Genomic DNA, 21,771 nt, shown 5'->3' with positions numbered 1-21,771 from the left:
CAGACTTGTTACTGTTGATGGCTGATTAAGCTCTTTCTATTAAGAGCACCTATTACACTTAATCATACTTAATTAATCAAAAACAAATAAAGGATTTATTATGCGTAGCGCAACTTATGACACTTTTGGCAAACCGACTGAAGTACTTAGCTTAGGTGATAACCCTATTCCAGAGCCAAAAGCAGATGAAGTGCGAGTCAAAACCATACTCGCCTCCATTCATAACCATGATCTATTAACCATTCGCGGCAAATACGGCTTTAAACCTGAACTGCCAGCGATCGGTGGTTCTGAGGCCTTGGGTATCATCGATGCCGTTGGTAGTGACGTCAAAGACCTAAACGTCGGTCAGCGTGTTGCGGCAGCTAGCGTCCAAGCGACGTGGGCTGAATACTTTACCGCGCCTGCCAGTATGATATTCCCAGTACCGGACAGCTTAGAAGATGAGTTGGCTGCACAATTGATTGCCATGCCGCTTAGTGCCTTGATGTTGCTTGAATTCTTAGAAGTAGAGAGCGGTCAATGGATTATCCATAATGCTGCCAACGGTGCAGTTGGTAAGTCACTCGCTATGCTGGCTGCTGCGCGCGGTGTCAATACAATCAACGTCGTACGCAGTAGCGATGCGTTAGAAGAATTAGAAGCACTCGGCATTAAAAATAATATCAATAACTCAGACGAAGACTGGAAAGATCAAGTCCGTAAAATCGTAGGCGATGACAGCATCAGCGCCGCAGTAGACTCTGTCGGTGGTGAGGCCAGTGGTGATTTACTATCATTGTTAGGTCATTATGGCACCTTAGCATCGTTCGGTATTATGTCAGGTCAGCCAATGACGCTTAACCCAACGCATATTATCTTCAAACAAGCCACTATCAAAGGCTTTTGGGGTAGTAAGATTAGTCAAGAAATGAGCGTGGCAAATAAGCAGCGTTTGGTTGATGAGTTAATAGAATGCGCGGTTGATGGCAAGTTAAAACTGCCTGTTGAAGCAATCTTTGATTTAGCTGACATTGTTAAAGCGGTCGATGGAAAATTGCAGTCAGGCAAAAAAGGTAAGGTGTTGTTAAAGCCTTAAGTTATTGTTTTGCACGCTTTTCTATATTTGCAAATGAAGACGTACACAAAAAACTAATTAGGAACAGTCTTATGTCTAATAACACCACTTTTAAAGCCTTAGTCGTCGAAGAAACCAGCGACGGTGAATTCAAAAAAAGCATTCAACAGCGCAACGTCAGTGATTTACCTGAGAATGATTTGTTAATCGAAGTGCATTATTCATCATTGAATTTCAAAGATGCGATGTCAGCATCAGGCAACAAAAGAATCACTAGAAACTATCCGCACACCCCTGGTATTGATGCCGCAGGAGTCGTGGTCAGTGACAAGTCTGGCACTTTTAAAGAAGGGCAAGAAGTCGTAGTATTCGGTTATGATTTGGGCATGGATACGGATGGCGGCTTAAGCCAGATGATCTCTATCCCTGCCGATTGGGCGGTAGCCTGTCCAGAATCTTTAACGCTAAAAGAAGCCATGATTTACGGTACGGGTGGCTTAACGGCTGCTTTGAGTATTCAGAAATTAGAGAAAATGGGCGCAAAACCAAGTGATGGCCCAGTCGCCGTCACTGGTGCAACGGGCGGTGTCGGTAGTATCAGTATCGCGATTTTGAGTCAATTGGGCTATGACGTTATTGCCTTCTCTGGTAAGCCTGAGCAAAGCGATTATTTAAAAGAGCTTGGCGCAAGTGAGGTACGTCATCGCGATACCATCAATGAAGTCGGTAACAAACCTGCCGGTCGCGAGCTGTGGGCAAACGCCATCGATACAATAGGCGGTGATTATCTAGCCAATTTACTAAAACAGACCAAAGCTGGCGGCGCGGTTACTTCTTGTGGCTTAGCGAGCGGCGCTGAGTTTTCTATGACAGTCATACCTTTTATCACCAGAGCAGTGTCCCTACTCGGTATCGATTCGGTCTATATTCCACTGGACGATAAAAAGGCCATTTGGGAGCGTGTTTCAACCGATATGAAACTGCCTGACCTTGAGAGTTATGCCGAAGAAATTACCCTAGAGCAAACGCCTGAGTATTTAGATCGCTTTATGGCGAGCAAGACGGTTGGACGTTATGTGGTGAATGTGCGGGGTTAGGTTTTTAAGAGTTAGCGTTAGAAATAAAAGGCAGTATCTCTTTTGAAGTGCTGTCTTTTTTTAGGTTTGGATAATTTATAAAGACACCGTCACACCTTCGTACTCTTTGCTTGCACCAAATACGTGTTCATGACAGAAATACACTGTGTGTTTATTATAAATTTCTAGTACCGCTAAGTCATTATGTATGCTCTCAACACTGATAGATTTAGGCATCGATTTGAAAAAATCTATAGTTTCTTTTGTTATAAACTCTGGTATATAAGCATCTACATCCTCAAAAACATATCTTATAAATGCATAAGAACATAAATTAAACTCCCATACCATCTCACTATCTCCCCCTACATACGTATTATATCCACGGTCAGAAAGAAGACACTTTTCGTCTTCGTAGGTATATACATATACTCGAACTAAGCGGTTCGGGTTTTCATAAATACTCTTTATAAGTCGATCTAAAAAGTTTGGTTGATCTGTTCCCATAGAATTTAATAGAAAGAAGATAGTCGCAAGCCAGTATTCATAATCATTTTTTGTTATACCTAGCTGTTCGCATAAATGATCCTGCTGTGGCTTGTTTCCATTGAGCACGCGATTGAAGTTTGCAAGATGTATAGGATCGGTTGGAATCACACCCTTAAGCTCAGAGAAGGTATTCAAAATCTTTTTTATAGAATAAGGATTTCTAATAAAATTTAGAAATTTAGACCTGAAGATGTTAAAAATTTCTAATTTAACATCAGTTTTAGGTGAATGTATTTTAGATAGTAAGCTTTCAGTATTAGCCTTTATTATTACTTCATAGGAATGGAACAGTTTTTCGAAATTGTACTTACTAGCTTCTTTTCCTAATACATCAAAGCTAAATAAATCATTCAAGCTTAGATTTTTGCAAATACTAACACCTATTTCTGAGTCTATGCTGACAGTGCATGAATCACGATTTTGTATGCTAAACGAGTAAATCTTTTGATTTTTACTTTTAGCTTGAGGATTAATTGCATTAAGCCTTTGCTCTACTTGAGGTAAAAAATGCTGATTTTTAGTTACATCACGCAAGTCCATTTTCAACTCTCTATTAGGTTATATTTCATCATTCTAGCTTATCTAAAAAACTATGGAAATTTTGCATTCAAACCAAAAAAAACACCCAACCAAGTTGAGTGTTTTTTTATTGACGACAAGCTGTATATCAATTCGAAAAAATTTGAGTAGCGAGGAAAACGAGTGATAGCACTACATCAAGTAGGCTGAACGAGTTTGACGACGCTAATCAGATTTTTAGTTTGATGTTACTCCCACTCAATCGTCGCAGGTGGCTTGCTCGACACATCATAAGTCACGCGTGATACTTCAGCGATTTCATTCATAATGCGATTCGATACCGTCTCAATCAAATCATACGGCAGATGTGCAAAGCGTGCCGTCATAAAGTCCACTGTCTCAACGGCACGTAACGCGATGACCCACGCATAGCGGCGACCATCACCGACCACGCCGACTGATTTGATCGGTTGGAATACCGCAAATGCTTGCGCAGTCTTGTCATACCAGCCAGAACGCTCAAGCTCTTGCATAAATATCGCATCGGCTTGACGCAAGATATCGGCATATTCTTTGGTGACTTCGCCAAGGATTCGCACGCCCAAACCTGGACCTGGGAACGGATGACGATAAATCATTTTTGCAGGTAAGCCAAGTGTGATACCCAATTTACGTACTTCATCTTTGAATAAATCACGTAACGGCTCAACCAATTCAAACGCCAAGTCGTCTGGCAAACCGCCTACGTTATGATGGCTTTTAATGACGTGTGCTTTGCCTTGATGCGACTTCGCTGATTCAATCACATCAGGATAAATCGTACCCTGTGCTAAGAACTCAACGACTTTGCCGTCGCCTTGCTCGCTCACTTGACGCGCGCTATCAGCGAAGACATCGATAAAGGTCTTACCAATGATTTTACGTTTAGCTTCTGGATCAGACTCGCCAGCTAATGCATTTAAGAATAAATCTTCAGCATCGACACGGATGACTTTGACGCCCATGTTTTCCGCGAAGATTTGCATTACTTGATCGCCTTCGTGCAGACGCAAGAGACCGGTATCGACGAACACACAAGTCAGCTGATCACCGATGGCTTTATGCAATAGCGCTGCTACGACTGAGCTATCTACGCCGCCTGATAGACCAAGCAATACTTGCTTATCACCGATTTGCTTTTGTAATTGTTCAATACGCATGTCGATAATATTATCGGGCGTCCAATCACCAGCACAATCACAAATCTGATGGACAAAACGACCAAGTAACGCCTCACCTTGTAAGGTATGAGTCACTTCAGGATGGAACTGGAGACCATAATAATGGCGCGACTCATCGGCCATAATCGCAATCGGACAGCTTGGGGTGCTGGCAACAATATCGAAGCCTGCTGGCGCTTCAATCACTTTATCGCCATGACTCATCCATACATTAAGCTTGGCTGACTTGCCTTCCGTGCTACTGTCTTCAATGCCTTCAGTCAGCTGCGAGTGTCCATTAACGTCAATCGTTGCCGCCCCAAACTCATGGATATCACTGGCATGAACCTGTCCGCCGAAACGATCTGCCATCGCTTGCATACCGTAGCAAATGCCCAATACTGGCACGCCGAGCTCAAACACCGCATCATTGATACGCGGGCTGTCCTCAGCATGTACGCTCTCAGGGCCACCCGATAAGATAATGCCTTTTGCGCCAAAGTCATGGATACGCTGAGCGTCGATATCGTAAGGGAACATCTCACAAAACACCCCAGAATCGCGCACACGGCGAGCGATAAGCTGGCTGTACTGTGAGCCAAAATCGAGAATGAGGATGCGGTCTTCTTTGATAGTAGGTAGTGCAGGAGTGGCAGCGGCAGTGGTCATAAATCAATGTCCATCAAGAAAAAATTAGTGGCCTATTTTAACAAGTTTGAGCACATTAATGGCTATTAGATGATTAATTATTCGCAGTTATTGACGATTATTAGTAGTTATTGCCAGTTATTCAAATTTGACGAGAGTAAAAGCGACAAAAGAAGACGCGGGAAGGTCAATAATTAGAAGAATAAAAGCCCGCTAATCATCTTTTATACATAATTAAGTAAATAAAACCATGCATTTATAGCTAATATAGGCCTAGCGCAAAATAAAAGTAACGGAGATAGATGATGACTAAGTCATTGAAAGGGCCATTGAAAAGGCCAACCAAAGAGCAATCCCACGAGCTGCCGAAAGACACTCAAAACTATGTCCTAAGCAAGTCTGATATCGAAAATACACCTGAGACCAAGCATATTCACCAGTTCAATGAGCAGGCCATTCGGCATACGGTTTCATTGAGCGTCATCACTGGTCTGACCAAATTTGGCTTACACCTTGTACGCGTTGAGCCGGGTGATGAGACCACGCAGCATCACTATCATGAAGAGTCAGACGAGTTCGTTTATGTGCTATCTGGCCAGCTTTCACTGCGTTATGGAGATGACAGTTATCAGTTAACTGCCGGCGATTTCGTAGGTTTCCCAGCGCATGGCGACGCGCATTCTATGCTTAATGATAGCGATACAGACGCAGTCTATCTTATGGGTGGCAACAGACCGCCGATTGATATTTGCAATTATCCAGACATCAATCGCAAAATGTATACTATCCACGGTAAAAAGGAATTTGTGGACTTAGAAAATCTAGGTGAGGTATAAAATTTAACATCCAATATAAAGAGAAAACAAAATGAGTAACTCTTTAGCCACCATTTTTACCGCCACGACCTTTGACTCCATCTCTTATATTTTGGCGTCCGTCGTACAAGTAGAAGTAGACGATGAACCGCATCGTTGGAATCGTCTCTTTTGGGCATTCACATTGTGTTTATTACCGGCGATTCTGATGTTCTTAGGAGACCTGCAAACCTTGCAGACCGCTTCTATCATCGCTGGTGCGCCGCTCATTATCATTCTCTCCATGATGATGGTCTCGGTAATTAAAGCTGCGCGTTATGATCTCGCTTATCAGCCTGATTACAATATAAAAACCATTCATATCGAAGAGCTGCCCGATAATGCGCCGTGGGAAGTAGGCGAAACCTCAGTATCACTTGAAGGCTCAATCATGCATCAGCATGAGGAATGGGAGCAAATGCGCGAGGATACTGAAAACAATGGAAGTGAGAAGTAGCTTATGAAAATTGACTGTATTTGAGCTTTTTCTAAAATATCAAATTAAAAGGATGGGCTACCAACGTAGTCCAGCCTTTTTGCTGTTTCTATCTGTAATAGTTAATCTACTTTAAAAAGGAGCTAGAAACGGAGCTGGAAACAAAGGCAAAAACAGAAATAGTGCCAGTGGAACGAATTTTTTGCTAGCTTTATGAGTCCTTAACGACATCACTAAAAGTCGCATAAATACGATTCAACCCTTCTCTCAATAGCGCTTCAGGACAGGCCACGTTAAGGCGCATTTTAAGATGCCCTTCCGCGCCATATTTAATCCCTGCACTCAGCTCAACTTTGGCCTCTCTCAACTTGTCATACAGCATTTGATCATCTTGCCCATACGCCGAGCAATCCAGCCATATCAAATACGACGCCTCTGGGCGCATGACCTTGATATCAGGCAAATGCCCTGCTAAAAAGTCTAGCGTTAATTCGATATTTTTTTCAATATAAACCAGTGCCTGCTCCAACCATTCATCGCCCTCTTTATAAGCACTACGAATCACCTCATAAGCAAACAAATTCAACTCGTACTCGTCATTTAAGTGCTGCTGCTGACTGATTTTTTTGATTAACTCCTCATCTTTAGCAAATATCATCGAGCCTTTAATACCTGCGATGTTAAATGTTTTCGTCATCGAGGTCAGGCTGACTATTTTATGCGCGTAACCTTCTGCTAGCGTTAAAAAAGGCATAAACGTATGACCGCTCAAGGTCAAATCTTGATGAATCTCATCACTGACAATCGCTACATTGTGCTTTTTACAAATCGACAGCAACGCCTCAAGCTCATCCCTCGTCCACACGCGTCCGCCAGGATTGTGCGGATTGCATAACAAATAAAGCTTTACCTCATGCTCGACTATCTTAGCTTCGATATCAGCCAAATCTAAATGATACTGTCCTTCGACTTCCTTTAGTGCAGAGGTCACAAGCTTACGACTATTTTGCTCAACCTTGGTCATAAAAGGCGTATAAATAGGATCATTGACCAGTACCGCCGCACCTACTTCGGTAAATATATTCATCATTAGTGCCAAGCTTGGCACAACACCCGGAGAAAACAAGATATTTTGCTTATCCAGCCGCAAATCATAACGACTGCCATGCCACTCAATAATTGACTCATACAAAGCCGCAGTAGGTTTGGTATAACCCAATACGCCGTGCTGCGCTACTTGTTCAATCGTGTCCAAGATAGGCTGGGCGGCTTTAAAGTCCATATCCGCCACCCACAGCGGAATTGTGTCATCGCTATAATGCCATTTGAGTGACCCCGTATCACGCCTATCAATTATCTCATCAAAGTTGTATAACACCAGCATTCTCCTTTACGGTAGCTTTAATTTATTATAGTCCAAATATTACAGTGGTTTTTATGCTCTAATCCACTCATAGCATAATGATTCGAGAGGTAATATATACAAGGATTTATCATTACTGCGACTACTGTTACTTCAATCTTTAGTAGCGTTACTTAAGAAAAATCAATTTTTCTTAAGTAACGCTACTGCTTATTGGTGGCACTGGTCATAGCATCTACCAATACCTGACTCACAATATCACTGCGCAATAAGTATATTTTTGCTGCTTAATTTAATAAGCTAATAAGCTAGCGTGTTTATAGACTATAACTGTTCATTCATCAGCTTAAATAACCTTTAAAAATATAACACTATCATTATTTGAATAATGGTTAAAAATTAGTGTTACATTAATATTGCGAATTCTACATATAATTGAGTTATTTATGCCAGAGTGCGCTGATATTGCAAGGATTATGCTCTATAAGCATCCACCCAAACCACCTACTAAGCCAAGATGGCTTTTCTAAAAGGATTTAGCATTATGAAAATGGACTTTTTACCAAACTTAGCACTCAAAATTAGTGCCCTTACTTTAGCAATCGTAGGCGTCGTTTCATGCACGACTATGGCAACAAGCACTGAGCCTCAACCAATAAATGCAAATGCTACTAGCAGTACTGCCCTCGCTCTTGGCAATACCGCAACTGCTGGCGGTACGAATGATACCGTTGCTATCGGTAATCAAGCCAATGCAGGACTTAATTCAGCAACCGCTGTTGGTGGTCAAGCCAACGCTGCAGGTCTAGGATCAACGTCTATCGGTTGGCAATCCAAAGCCACCGCTGAACGTGCGCAAGCTTTTGGTCATCTAGCCAATGCTGGTGGCGTTCGCTCTACCGCAGTGGGTGAAGCGGCCATGGCTGGTGGCACAAATGACACGGTCGCTGTCGGTAATAAAGCCAATGCAGGTCTGAACTCAGCAACCGCCGTTGGCGGTGAAGCTAATGCCGCAGGTCTAGGCTCGACGTCTATCGGTTGGCAATCTAAAGCCACTGCCGAACGTGCGCAAGCTTTTGGTCACATAGCCAACGCTAGTGGGGTACGTTCTACCGCAGTGGGTGAGGCGGCAGCAGCACAAGGTGCAAATTCGGTAGCCGTAGGCAATAAATCTATGGCAGGCGGCATGAACAGCATCGCTATCGGTAACGAAGCAAAGGCGACTAAAAACAACCAAGTCGTCTTAGGCAATGCCGGACAAGTTCAATCAAGTACTGCGTCACAGTCAGGTACCGTCAGAATAGTCACTATCGATGATAACGGCACTTTAGGCACTATGCTCGTTGATTACTATAAATCAGCTAAATAGTCATAGTCAAACTGCTAACGCTGGCGCAAATATAACCAATAATACTCGATAAGATAATAAGACCTCGCAATTGCGGGGTTTTTTGATAACTAAAAAAGCTCAATTAGTACTCAGGTTCATTTAGGATTAGCTGTATACCTTATAGCTTTAAACTCTTTAAATAATACTTAGTTACTGCTGTAAGTATAGAGCTTCAACACCTTAAATTCAGTTCTCTCCTCTTAGTTATCGCTATCACGCCCTAGACTCTAAAATCCGACAGTCACCTGCCAATAAATAAGCACCGCACTCATACTAAAGAACGAGCCCACGGTAGAGACGATGACGATAGCAGACATGCGATCAACCAAGCCATAATGCTGACCGATGATAGCAATGGTAGAGAACACCGGCGCTGAGGCAAATAGCATAGCCACATATTTATCTTGTATCGAGCCGCCAGGTATTAATGTGATGGCGAGCAGTACCAACAGCGGATGCAGCAGCAGCTTACTTAAGCCGATGGTGGTGATTTTTGGTAAATCTCCTTTTAACTCTAGCCCATATAGGCTCATACCGATAACGAACAAGGCAAGTGGTGCCGCAGCGCCAGTGAGCATTTGCGTAGTTTGGGCGACAACTTGTGGTACAGGGATACTAAAGATAGAGAAAATCACACTGACCACGATGGCGATGATAAGCGGATTACGAGTGAAGTTTTTGCCAATGCCTAGCAGCACGCTTGCCAGCGACTTAGTTGAAGCAGGATTCATCTCAGCCATTACAAACAGCATCGGTAGGATTAAAAGGCTTTCGATAAGGACGTTCATCGATAAGTAGGCGGCAGCCTTGCTAGACCCGATAACCATAGAGACGACAGCAAAGCCGATAAAGGCGCTGTTAGAAAACGAGAGCGCAGCGGAATTTAAAGCGGCGGAGATGTTGTCTTGTCGCCAGACTGCTTTGGTGAGCATTATGCCAACCATAAAAGCCATGACTGAGCCCAAAGCATAGGTAAACAGATAATGCGGTAGGATGACTTCTTGAAAGGGCGTGCCAGCGATAGCGTTAAACATCAACGCTGGCAGCGCAATATTCATCACTAGACTACCCATGCCTTTCGCATGCTTGGCGTCAATGACTTTGAAGCGTACACATAAGTAGCCAAGTGCGATGATGATAAAAATAGGGGCAGTGATGTTAATGATGTCTAACATAGTAGTGAAAGCATAGGAATGATTGCCCCTTGTAGGCATTGATACAGATGAGCACTGTTATAAACAATCGATTTTAGAATAAATATAAACCCAAAATCTAACGTCCTTCTTTAGCGACCTTTAAACTCAGCATCCCTTCTCTCAACCATCGCCATTGCACCCTCACGGGCATCTTCTGAGTGGAATAAATGCGGCAAATAGCTATGAATATTAGCCAATGCGGCCGCAGTTCCACTACGACTGACATCTTGTGCTGAGGACAGTAGACCTTGTACGCCCAGTGGTGCAGCTTTGCAAATCTCTTGCGCAATAGTCATTGCACGCTCGTATTCTTCGCCATTTGGCACCACTTCACTGACTAGATTAAGTCTATCTGCGGTTTGCGCGTCGAACGCCTTACCTGTGAGTAGATACGGCATGGCTTTTTGCCAGCCTGCTGCCTGTATGAAACGTACCGTTGCCCCACCAAATGGCATGATACCGCGCTGCACTTCCATCTGCGCAAAGTTGCAGTTGTCGCTAGCAATGACTACATCACTATTGAGCATCAACTCAATGCCAGCGGTAAAGCAAGTACCTTGTACTGCGACGACGACAGGTTTAGTACGTAATTTACCACTGATTCCCCACGGGTCAATCTCATCATCGCTAAATTCAAACGCGCCTTTGTCCCATTTATCTTGTAACTCCATCAGATCCAGACCAGCGGTAAAATGCTCACCATGGGCGAATATCAGCGCACAACGTAGGTTATCGTCATTATCGTAATGGGTAAGTGCTTCAGATAATTGCTGAATCATATGACTGTCAAAGGCGTTGCGCTTATCGGCACGATTTAGTCCGATTAAGCAGATATAGCCGTCCGTTTCATAAGTGATGCGATTGTCTGTACTGTTATTACTTTCCGTAGTCATGGTATTTCCTTTTAAAGTTTACTCTTGTAAGGTCAGTGACATAGTTAGACTAACCCACAATAGATAAAGTATGGCTGGAAGAAATTTTTGCAGCCTCTGTCTGGCAAAGCGCACAGCAAGCAAAAAAATTTCTTCCAGCTATACGGAGATATAGACATTCATTTTGGATTGTATCTATGTAGAGTGTTTTTAACATCGTTCACTTTCAATATAGACATACACCCCTTGCAACGCAAGCACCGTTTTAGCATTGCTATTCATAGCTGCCATCAATATCAGTTGACCTGATTTGCGATAAGTGCAACTATTATCCAAATTAAGACTTCACTCAGAGCATTTTATGGAATTTTGGCACGGTTTTTTGCTTATCACCAGCGTCCATCTACTCGCTGCTGCCTCCCCTGGCCCTGATTTTGTTTTGGTTTCACAGCAGACATTAGCAAAAGGTCGCCGCACTGGTTTGATTTGTAGTCTTGGTATTACCTTAGGTCTCGCCGTACATATTATCTATTCGGTGCTAGGACTAGCGACAGTCATCGCCCATTCTCAGCCTCTATTGACCGCTATTAAATGGTTGGGCGGTAGCTATCTTATTTATCTCGGGTGGCAAGGCATTCAAGCCAAACCTAAGAAGCCATCAGATTTAGCAGCCTCAACAAATGCGGCAAACTCAGAAAATGCAGGCATTGACGTTTCACGCACTGCGTCTGCCGAGCAAGAACAACCACATGCTAATGAAAAATTATTAACACAAAGCCCTACTGCTAAAAACTTGTCTAAGAACCTGTCTAAGAAACAACCCTCTACCAATACTGACTCAACTTTTGCCATTTTGCGCCGAGGATTTTTTTGTAATGTCTTCAATCCAAAAGCACCGGTGTATTTCGTGGCGATATTTACCCTCGTATTATCACCCGGCATACCGCTGTGGCAGTTGGCCATTTATGGTGTATGGATGATGGTGTTGCAGATGGCATGGTTTAGTACCGTAGTAATGTTGCTCTCCATTCCTGCGATTCATCGACGCTTTCAACGTTTTGAGCACTGGATAGACCGCGTATTGGGTACAGCGATGATAGTATTAGGATTAAACCTCATTTTACGTAGCCGATAAGGCATTCGTTACCCGCGAAATCTGCTAAAATGGTTGGTTATATTCAAACATCAAAGCCCCACACTATGACCAGTAGACCAAACACTAATAAACACAGAAACCGCTCACCTGAGACCGCGAAAAAACTCGGTAAGCTACACCCGCGTAATCCGCACCAAGGTCGTTATGACTTTGCGGTATTGACCCGCGCATTGCCTGAGCTTGCCAAGCATACGATTACCAACCCTAATGGCGAGCCAACGATTAACTTTTCCGACCATCAGGCTGTACGTGTGCTCAACCAAGCGCTATTAGCTCATTATTATGGCGTCAAGTTTTGGGACATTCCAGAAGGCTATCTCTGTCCGCCTATTCCTGGTCGTGCCGACTATATTCATTACATCGCTGACTTATTGGCTCAAACCACGCACATTAATGACGACAATACCCCGCCTACTGGTAAAGAAATCCACGCCCTCGATATTGGTACGGGTGCCAGTGCCATTTATCCAATTATTGGTAGTCAAAGCTACGGTTGGCGTTTTACGGCTAGCGATATCGACCCTATTTCGGTCAATACCGCAGCGCTTATTTGCGAAGCCAATGCGAAGTTAAAAGGTGCGGTTAAAGTAAAACTACAGCCTGAGCCTAAACGTATTTTTAAGAATATTATCGGTCGCCAAGATTACTTTGATGTGGTCGTTTGCAACCCTCCATTTCATGCCTCATTAGAGGAAGCGATGGAAGCCAATACCCGCAAGCAGCACAATTTACAAAGACATCGCGGTAAGAATGAAAATGAGCAAATAAGCCGACACTCAACGAAGGCTGGTAATGCCGCGCAAAACCTAAACTTCGGTGGTCAGCATAAAGAGCTGTGGAGTGAGGGCGGTGAGATTGCCTTTTTGACCAAGATGGCAAAAGAGAGTCAGGACTTCGCCGAGCATGTCGGCTGGTTTACTACCCTCGTCTCAAAGTCTGAAAACGTTAAGCCACTACAGTTATTGTTAAAGCAACTCGATGTCGCTCAAATGCGCATTATTGAGATGAGTCAAGGGCAAAAAAACACCCGTGTATTAGCATGGCGTTTTAACACTGACGAAGAATAATCGTTAGTCATATAAATGAAAAGTTTCACGTGAAACCAAAAAAGCACCGCTCTGGAGTCCAGAACGGTGCTTTTTATTGAGAAAATAAAATGTTTTTTTAGGCGAAAAACATAACTTTTAGCCCAATTGCGATAAGCACCAAGCCGCCCAACGCTTCCGCTTTATCCTCTAGCCATGTACCTGAGCGCCAACCCAGATAAACACCAAACAACCCAAATCCAGCGGTTACTAGCGCAATAATCAAACAAGCTAACCACGCATTAAGCGCCAATAAATTAAGGGTAAAGCCTGCTGCCATCGCATCAATGCTAGTCGCAATCGCGAGCGTAAACATGGTGCGATGATTAATAATTTGATGACCGTTATTAATAGTCTCAATAGTCGTAACTGCATTATTAGCATCGGCTTTTAGATGAAGCGCACTGTCTACCGCATCTTCTCCATCACCAGCAAAAACCTCATAAAGCATTTTACTACCAAGACCGATAAGTATAATGCCCCCTATCCAAGGTGCAGCAGCAGCCAACCAACCTAAGAGGGCCGCGCCTAATAAATAGCCGATAAGTGGCATCACGCCCTGCGCAATCCCAAAATATAACGCAGCATAAATAGCTAAACGCCATAAATATTGCTTACTCTGTTTTTGCGACTTGGCACCCAGCCCAATCGCGACGGCGAATGCGTCCATTGCTAGAGCAACGGCAAGTAACACGACTTCGATCATTTTATTTTTTCGCTTATACTAATAATTTATAACTGGGATACTTTAGGAAAGTGTCTATAGTCGATTCAATTTAGAAAAAATACAGTGCTGCTGGAATAAATTTTGCAAAGCCTCTGAAGTGCAAAGCGCACAGCAAGCGAGAAAAATTTATTCCAGTAGAATGCCATTTTGAGTTGAGTTTCACGTGAAACAACTCTAATATTAAAAAACCACCGCCTTGAGTGCCAAAGCGGTGGTTTTTATTATTTAACAGTTATTAAGCAACTTTCATAGCCAATTTAAATATCTAAATTAGAGACTGTCAACGCATTCTCTTCAATGAAGATACGACGCGGCTCAACATGATCACCCATTAAACAAGTGAACATATGGTCGGCAGCGATAGCATCTTCAATCGTGACACGTAGCATACGACGGTTTTCAGGATCCATCGTAGTGTCCCAAAGCTGATCGGCGTTCATCTCACCTAGCCCTTTATAGCGCTGAACCGATAGACCACGACGCGCATCTAACATCATCTGTTGCCACAGATAATCAAAGTCACGTATTGGAATGTCCTTACTAGCGCTAGTACTATCGCGACGGATAAATGCGCTGTCCTCTAACAAAGTATTCCACTCGCTTGATAAGCGTAGCAGCTTGCTATATTCGCCCGAGTTAATAAAGCTAGAGTCGAGCAGATAATGATGTGCCAACTGATGCACATAGACGGTTATCCGTGGCAACCACTGCGCTTTAGTAGATAACGCCTCATTATTAGACGCTTCGCCTGCTTCAGCTTCTACTACTGGCTTCATACCCAATAAATCTGCTGCCGCTGCATCCATATTTTTCGGTTGCGGTGCATGAATATTGACCAACTCAATCTCAGGGCTCAAATCACTACCAAAGTTATTAAGCTGAGTTTGCATGGCTTCTTTCCATGTTTGCATAGCAGACTTATCATAAGTCATATCGGTGCTAAGCTTTGGCGTATGCGTCAAGGCGTCCAAAATCACTGCTGGAAAACGAATCTGCAAACGTGCTTTGATCAGCTGCGTTTGGTTATAGTCATTCAGTAGCGTCTCTAACGCTTGACCAGTAATGGCAGGCGCATCAGCACTGATATGTAGCTTAGTATTATCAATCGTCGATGACAATAGATAGGCTTTTAAGGCTTCGTCATCTTTGAGATATAACTCTTGACGACCTTTTTTCACTTTATATAACGGTGGTTGAGCAATATAAATATAACCACGCTCAATCAGCTCAGGCGTTTGACGGAAGAAGAAGGTCAACAGCAACGTACGAATGTGCGACCCATCGACGTCCGCATCGGTCATGATGATAATTTTATGATAACGTACTTTATCAGGGTTATACTCATCAGGGCCAATACCGCAACCAAGCGCAGTGATTAGGTTGCCTACTTCAGCAGATGATAACATCTTGTCAAAACGTGCACGCTCAACGTTTAAAATTTTACCTTTTAATGGCAAAATTGCTTGGGTCTTACGGCTACGACCTTGCTTAGCTGAACCACCTGCAGAGTCACCCTCCACAATATAAAGTTCTGATAAGGCTGGATCTTTTTCTTGGCAGTCAGCCAATTTACCAGGCAGACCTGCGATATCCAAAGTAGTCTTACGACGCGTCATTTCACGTGCTTTACGAGCTGCATCACGTGCACGAGCTGCATCAATGATCTTACCAGCAATCGCTTTACCAGCACTTGGGTTCTCTTGCAGATAGTCATTGAACTTATCATGCATCGCTGATTCAACAGCAGATTTAACTTCGCTCGATACCAGCTTATCTTTGGTCTGACTTGAGAACTTGGGATCAGGCACTTTAACCGATACAATTGCCGTCAAACCTTCACGTGCATCATCACCGGTCGCGACCACTTTTTCTTTTTTGAATAAGTTTTCGCGATCCATATAAGTGTTCAAACAACGAGTCAGCGCTGAGCGGAAACCAGATAAATGGGTACCACCATCACGCTGTGGAATGTTGTTAGTAAAGCAAAGCACTTTTTCGTTATAAGTATCTGTCCACTGTAGCGCGACTTCGACACTGATACCGTCGGCCTGCTCACTGTTAAAGTGAAATATCTCATTGACGCTGTCTTTGCCCGCATTGATATAGCTGACAAACTCCGACAATCCGCCTTTGTGTTCAAACTCATGACGCTTATCAATACGCTCATCCGTTAAGACGATGCGCACGCCCGAATTAAGAAAAGATAATTCACGTAAACGCTTAGCTAAGATGTCATATTCAAAGATGGTACCGGTAAATACATCGGTACTAGGATAAAAGCGGATTTGAGTACCCGTTCTATCAGTTGCTTCCATTTGTTGAATGTCAGCATCAGGCACGCCATCGGTATAAGTCTGATGATAGTGATAACCTTCACGCCAAATATTCATTTCAAGCTTTTTAGACAAAGCGTTAACCACGGAGACACCTACACCGTGTAGACCGCCTGAGACTTTATAGCTGTTATCATCGAACTTACCGCCAGCATGCAGTACGGTCATAATAACCTGTGCTGCCGATACGCCTTCTTCTGGATGGATATCGACAGGGACGCCGCGACCATTATCGCTAACACTCACTGACTCATCTTCATGAATGATGATATCAATCTGATCACAATGACCAGCAAGTGCCTCATCGATAGAGTTATCCACTACCTCAAAGACCATATGATGCAAGCCTGTGCCATCATCGGTATCACCGATATACATACCAGGACGCACGCGCACCGCTTCTAACCCGCGCAATACACGAATATCTTTGGAGCTATAATCAGATGGAAGTCCTTCAGGAACAACAGCGGAGGCAACAGTCTCAATGACAATATCTGACACCATAGTATCTGACGTCAGTTGTTCGTAATCGGTAGGTAATGAATCACTCATGTGCATTCCTTAATCTAGCCATAATCAGCCATATATCATCAGCTCACCACTACGGTGACACCTTATGATGTTATCTTAGACTTAACGTTTTACGGTCGAAATCTTTAATGCATATTATTAGCTAAAACACTGTTAGCTAAAGCTTTGTAACATGTAATATAGACTTAAAACTAGTACCTCAGTTTTAAGTCAAAGCTTCCGTTTTGTTTTAAACATTATTGAAGCTCGATAAAAAACGAAACGTATAGTTATCAAACACTTAAAAGCTTATAGATAATAAAAAACATCTATATAAATTCACAAAATAACTTGCTGAGAATAGGACAAAAATAAAGCCCCATTTTAGCATTTTTTTGCTTCTAAGTCACTGTTTACTGAGAGTTTTATCACTACTCCTTGGTCTCTGAAGATAATAATGATTATAAGAAGACAGTAGGATAAATAACGAACAGTTTGGGAGGTAGATAGGGTTTAAAAGAAGATAATTGTGAGTGAAAAATAAATAGATAAGTGAAGATGTTTATCGAAAATCAGGTTAAAAAAGATAATACGCTACTCAAATAATAAGATATTACCTAAAACGAGTAATTTCACCCTGTTTCACATGAAACACTTTAGGTTCTGACCAGTACTGATGCACTAAGGGTAAAATATCATCCATCAAACTGGTCATAAACACCTGACATGGTAGCTGCGCTAAAGTCAACAATAATATCTCTATTGCTCTGCTATCTAGCTCTGCAGTAATATCATCTAGCAGTACTACTGGTGTCACTCTTGATTGAAAATTGCTGTTAGATGAAGAGACGCCTTTTTCAGTTTCAAGCAACAGTGGTAACTGAGACAAACGCAAAGCAGTAATCAACAGCTTTTTTTCACCGCGAGATAACACATTAGCTGCCTGCTCTTTTAAGACAGGCAGTTTAGGATTTGCTTCAACTTTTGATACTTTACCTATATTTTCATCTTCATCTTCACTGAAACTTGTCTTTTCTACTGAATCGATAGAACGCCAATGCACGTGAATATCGGCACGGTGGTTACCAATACGAGTATATCCTAACTGTAAATCCTGCTCTAGCCGCTCATTGAGCTGTACGTCTAGCCCAACATTAGTATCATAGCCAGCGTTATAACTCAGGCTCAATTGATCAGCATAAGCAGGCAATAACTGAGCGATACTTTGAGCAAAATAAGGCTTCCATTCAGTAAATATCCGTTCACGATAATAATGGATAAGTGCGGCATGATTACTAAGACCTTTGTCCCATGACTTTAGCTCAGCAAGCTGTACTTGAGTCAAATGACGCGTCTTTTTTAGCAAACTATTGCGCTGTTTTAATAGTCGTTGATAAGCAACCCATTGTGGATGAAAGCCCTGCTTCATGTGAAACACTAGCCAGTCTAATAATTGTCGACGGCTAGCACTACCCTGCTCTAACATATCCATCGTGGATGGATCTATCAGTAACGTTGGTAGCTGTTCAGTTAAGATACTTTGATTATAAACGGTGTTTTGATTAAGACGTAGAAGTGTTGTAGCATCGGCTTGTTTCTGGATAGCTAATGTACTGTTATCGTTGAGCTTAGCATGTACGATGGTAGTATTCTGATGGTGCTGAATATAACGTTTAGGCTGATGGTGGCGAAAGCTTTTACCTCTTGAAAGTAAAAATATAGCTTCAAGTAATGATGTTTTGCCACTACCATTTGCACCGATGATGACGTTGCAAGCAGCACACTCTAGATCGACCTGAGTTAAATTACGCAGATGTGAAACTTGTAGACGTTCAATCATAGTACCGACAGCCGCCTATTTTATAACTTGCTTAATAGCAGGCAAAAGTTTAATTCAATAGTAATTTTCTTAGTGATTTAGAGTTAGACTTTAAACGTAGAAACTTGCTAAAAACCGTTATGCGAAGAAAGTTTTACAGCCTAACTCACCGTCTTTTTAAAAACCAAAAATGCTATATACGCATTGGCATGATGACATATTGATGGAACTCATCATTAAGCTGATTGACCAGCACTGAGGCATTTGATTGGCTCATATGCATTTGTAGATCACCTTGGATCACGCCTAAAACATCTTGTAGATAAGCTGCATTAAATGACAGCTCCATCGGCTCACCTTGATACTTAGCTTGTATCATCTCGACGGCTTCATCTTGCTCAGCGTTATTAGCACGGACTTCTACCATACCGTCGCTGGCAAAATTAAAGACTACGCCACGTGATTTTTCGTTACTTAAAATCGCGACACGGCGTAGCACATCAGTCATTTTTTCTTGATTGAATAAGGCCAGCTTATCGGTATTACTTGGCATAACGCGGCGATAATCAGGGAACTTGCCATCAATCAAACGCGCGGTAAAAGTAACCATTAAGTTTTGACTCACCTGTCCTGCACTATCAACTTCACCAAATGGTAGGCTAACTTGCAAGAATTCACGACCGAAGCTTAAAGTAACCGGATTATCTTGATCGCCAAGCATCTTACCAAGCTCAGACGCCAAACGCTCAAGCTCAATCACTGCTTTACGTGGCAAGATAGCCTGCATATTAAGATCAGCACTTACATCGATGACACTACGCGCCAACGCTAGTCTGTGCCCATCGGTAGCAACCGTAGTTAGTTGCTGCTGTGAAACATCAAATAGCATACCCGTTAGATAATAGCGTACATCCTGAATTGCCATCGCAAACTGGGTTTTATGAATCAGATCAGTAAGACGACTACGGCTGATGGTCAATGGTGTAATATTTTCTGGATTACCCAAGCTTGGATAATCTTCGCTAGGCAACGTACCTAAAGTAAAGCGACTCTTACCACTAGTCAGCAAGCAGCGCTCGTTTTCTTGAGTGGCAAGGTTAACTTGTGCTTGGTTAGGTAGTGATTTACAGATATCTCTTAACTTAGTAGCTGGTAAAGTCGTTGTACCTGCTTCAACACAAGCACCAACCGGCAATTTCAATGTCGATGTCAGCTCTACTTCTAAATCAGAGGCGGTTAAAATAAGCTCAGATTCAGACAACTGCAGCTTAATATTACCCAAGATAACCATATTATGGCGCTTGTCAGCAGCCTTGGCGATCAAGTTAATAGCTTTTAGTAACGACTCTCGATTAATCGATAATTGCATGCTTAGTTACTCTTATTTGAATGATTCTTTTTATAATGATATAGATAATGGTTCGATACTGTCCACCTAATATAATCCATATAGTAGATAGATGCTGAGACTATTATAAACCATATCACCCTACTAAAACATAGTGATCCTAGGCTCCTCTAAGCCGCTTGTAACATCAGCGCTAGCGTCTTATAGTCCTTATCGAATGCAGGATCCGCTGCTCGTAGTTGATTAACTTTATCACAAGCATGCATCACCGTTGTATGGTCACGCCCACCAAATGACTGTCCAATCTCTGGAAAGCTATCACCTGTTAACTCACGTGCTAATGCCATCGCTATTTGACGGGGTCTTGCAATACTACGAGTACGTTTACGCCCCATGATATCTTTAACTGTTACATCATAGTACTCAGCGACAACTTTACGAATATTGTCCATATTGACCGCTTGTACGCGCATAGCGACGATATCTTTTAGCGCATATTGCACCATCTCAAGAGTAATCGGCGCTCCAGTCAAATTAGCGTTTGCAAACACCTGATTCAATGCACCTTCCAAACGCCTAACATTTGAAACGACATTTTGAGCAATAAATAACGCGCATTCTTTAGGAAGTGCCATTCCATAAGATGCCGCTTTCTTTTGTAAGATTTGCATGCGAGTGTCGATTTCTGGAGGATCAACAGCTACCGTTAATCCCCAAGAAAAACGCGATCTAAAACGTTCGTCGAATTCAGTCATCTGTGATGGGTGACGATCAGAAGCCAAAATTAACTGCTTATCACCACTAGTAAAATCAGCAAATAAAGTCAAAAACTCATTGCTGCTTTTAGTCTTTCCAGCTAATACGTGAATATCATCTACAATTAATAAATCTACTTTTTTTATTTTCTTTTTAAAATCTTCTATTTTATTATTTCTTAATGAATAAACTAATTGATTAATAAATTTTTCAGAAGTGAAATAATAAAAACTTCTATTATTTTTTAAATAGCGATGTGCTACAGAATGCATTAAATGCGTTTTTCCCAATCCTGAAGGACCGTATATAAATAAAGGATTGTGACGATTCTTTGATTGGCGCTTACTAAGCTCATAACATGCCTTGTAAGCTAAATTGTTAGACTTACCGGTGACAAAGGTTTCGAAGGTAAAATCAGGGTTAAGATAACTTAATGACTTAGCATCGGCTGAGTCGACCAATTCTGCATGACGCGTGTTGGCATCAATATCTGCTCTAGCAATATTATTATGCGTCGTTTCAAAATTGTGATCTGTAAGGGTAGGGGAGGGCTTATCTTCTGCAAATAAGGAACCTGACTCAAGCTGATTATTATCTTCAATGTCACGGCCAGCGTTATCAACACGCACAATAACTTCTTCAATACTGCCTTGGCTATGCTTAGCTACCAGCTGCTGAATATCATGCAAATGGTTTTTTTTGATATACGTTACAAAGTAATCATTAGGGGCAAGAATAATAAGTGTCTGCGCTTCTTGATGTGCTGATAGTGGTCTTAACCACATAGTAAATACATTATCTTTAACGTGATAACGTAAATCGTTTAGGCATTTATCCCAAATAGCTGCTGTATCTATCATGAAAAGTACGAACCCCAT

17 protein-coding genes are annotated in these 21,771 nt (G+C 42.3%); 7 read left to right on the top strand and 10 right to left on the bottom strand.

All coding sequences use genetic code 11. The annotated features are described in order from the left end of the window. Nucleotides 1-100: 100 nt before the first annotated feature. The gene (locus tag AK825_RS00085; RefSeq protein WP_068033567.1) at nucleotides 101-1,078 is read left to right on the top strand and encodes a zinc-binding dehydrogenase; all 978 of its coding nucleotides are present in this window, start codon (nucleotides 101-103) and stop codon (nucleotides 1,076-1,078) included. 71 nt (nucleotides 1,079-1,149) lie between these two features. Next, nucleotides 1,150-2,154 (top strand): oxidoreductase, encoded by a 1,005-nt coding sequence (locus AK825_RS00080; RefSeq protein ID WP_068033565.1) that lies wholly within the window; start codon nucleotides 1,150-1,152, stop codon nucleotides 2,152-2,154. A gap of 75 nt (nucleotides 2,155-2,229) precedes the next feature. On the opposite strand, the gene AK825_RS00075 is transcribed toward AK825_RS00080, so the two are convergent. Further along, entirely contained in the window at nucleotides 2,230-3,222 is a 993-nt protein-coding gene (locus AK825_RS00075) for a hypothetical protein (RefSeq protein ID WP_068033562.1), read from the bottom strand. 227 nt (nucleotides 3,223-3,449) lie between these two features. Further along, a complete protein-coding gene (guaA, locus tag AK825_RS00070) occupies nucleotides 3,450-5,069 on the bottom strand; it encodes a glutamine-hydrolyzing GMP synthase (RefSeq protein ID WP_068033561.1) in 1,620 nt (539 codons plus the stop codon). A 281-nt stretch (nucleotides 5,070-5,350) separates the two neighbouring features. On the opposite strand from guaA, the gene AK825_RS00065 reads away from it, so the two are divergent. Beyond that, nucleotides 5,351-5,884 (top strand): cupin domain-containing protein, encoded by a 534-nt coding sequence (locus AK825_RS00065; protein ID WP_082787115.1) that lies wholly within the window; start codon nucleotides 5,351-5,353, stop codon nucleotides 5,882-5,884. Between the two features lie 31 nt (nucleotides 5,885-5,915). Then, complete coding sequence (locus AK825_RS00060; RefSeq protein ID WP_068033550.1) at nucleotides 5,916-6,359, top strand: BCCT family transporter; 444 nt, start codon at nucleotides 5,916-5,918, stop codon at nucleotides 6,357-6,359. 190 nt (nucleotides 6,360-6,549) lie between these two features. Here AK825_RS00060 and AK825_RS00055 read toward each other — a convergent pair whose 3' ends face one another. Further along, nucleotides 6,550-7,722 (bottom strand): MalY/PatB family protein, encoded by a 1,173-nt coding sequence (locus AK825_RS00055; protein WP_068033549.1) that lies wholly within the window; start codon nucleotides 7,720-7,722, stop codon nucleotides 6,550-6,552. Between the two features lie 523 nt (nucleotides 7,723-8,245). Here AK825_RS00055 and AK825_RS00050 point away from each other — a divergent pair. Next, nucleotides 8,246-9,070 (top strand): hypothetical protein, encoded by an 825-nt coding sequence (locus AK825_RS00050; protein ID WP_227514086.1) that lies wholly within the window; start codon nucleotides 8,246-8,248, stop codon nucleotides 9,068-9,070. Between the two features lie 248 nt (nucleotides 9,071-9,318). On the opposite strand, the gene AK825_RS00045 is transcribed toward AK825_RS00050, so the two are convergent. After that, complete coding sequence (locus AK825_RS00045) at nucleotides 9,319-10,266, bottom strand: AEC family transporter (protein WP_068033548.1); 948 nt, start codon at nucleotides 10,264-10,266, stop codon at nucleotides 9,319-9,321. Between the two features lie 110 nt (nucleotides 10,267-10,376). Further along, complete coding sequence (locus tag AK825_RS00040; RefSeq protein ID WP_068033547.1) at nucleotides 10,377-11,180, bottom strand: crotonase/enoyl-CoA hydratase family protein; 804 nt, start codon at nucleotides 11,178-11,180, stop codon at nucleotides 10,377-10,379. 340 nt (nucleotides 11,181-11,520) lie between these two features. Between AK825_RS00040 and AK825_RS00035 the strand changes: the two genes are divergently transcribed. Continuing rightward, nucleotides 11,521-12,294, top strand: coding sequence for a LysE family transporter (locus AK825_RS00035; protein ID WP_068033545.1), 774 nt, complete (start codon nucleotides 11,521-11,523; stop codon nucleotides 12,292-12,294). A 29-nt stretch (nucleotides 12,295-12,323) separates the two neighbouring features. Further along, nucleotides 12,324-13,382: a 23S rRNA (adenine(1618)-N(6))-methyltransferase RlmF gene (rlmF, locus tag AK825_RS00030; protein ID WP_068033543.1), complete on the top strand. Its 1,059-nt coding sequence runs from the start codon at nucleotides 12,324-12,326 to the stop codon at nucleotides 13,380-13,382. Nucleotides 13,383-13,479: 97 nt separating this feature from the next. Here the strand turns inward: rlmF and AK825_RS00025 are convergent, their stop codons facing one another. The 5 genes from AK825_RS00025 to dnaA all read right to left on the bottom strand — a co-directional run bounded on the left by AK825_RS00025 (nucleotide 13,480) and on the right by dnaA (nucleotide 21,753). After that, the gene (locus AK825_RS00025) at nucleotides 13,480-14,106 is read right to left on the bottom strand and encodes a manganese efflux pump (RefSeq protein WP_068033541.1); all 627 of its coding nucleotides are present in this window, start codon (nucleotides 14,104-14,106) and stop codon (nucleotides 13,480-13,482) included. A 278-nt stretch (nucleotides 14,107-14,384) separates the two neighbouring features. Further along, a complete protein-coding gene (gene gyrB / locus AK825_RS00020) occupies nucleotides 14,385-17,012 on the bottom strand; it encodes a DNA topoisomerase (ATP-hydrolyzing) subunit B (RefSeq protein ID WP_082787114.1) in 2,628 nt (875 codons plus the stop codon). 571 nt (nucleotides 17,013-17,583) lie between these two features. Then, on the bottom strand, nucleotides 17,584-18,810 hold the full coding sequence (gene recF, locus AK825_RS00015) for a DNA replication and repair protein RecF (RefSeq protein ID WP_068033539.1): 1,227 nt from the start codon (nucleotides 18,808-18,810) through the stop codon (nucleotides 17,584-17,586). 172 nt (nucleotides 18,811-18,982) lie between these two features. Further along, the gene (dnaN, locus tag AK825_RS00010) at nucleotides 18,983-20,158 is read right to left on the bottom strand and encodes a DNA polymerase III subunit beta (RefSeq protein ID WP_068033534.1); all 1,176 of its coding nucleotides are present in this window, start codon (nucleotides 20,156-20,158) and stop codon (nucleotides 18,983-18,985) included. A gap of 149 nt (nucleotides 20,159-20,307) precedes the next feature. Further along, nucleotides 20,308-21,753: a chromosomal replication initiator protein DnaA gene (dnaA, locus tag AK825_RS00005; RefSeq protein WP_068038810.1), complete on the bottom strand. Its 1,446-nt coding sequence runs from the start codon at nucleotides 21,751-21,753 to the stop codon at nucleotides 20,308-20,310. Nucleotides 21,754-21,771: the final 18 nt, after the last annotated feature.

The organism is Psychrobacter sp. P11G5 (assembly GCF_001593305.1).
Lineage (GTDB): Bacteria > Pseudomonadota > Gammaproteobacteria > Pseudomonadales > Moraxellaceae > Psychrobacter.
This window is presented reverse-complemented; position numbering and strand designations above follow the sequence as displayed.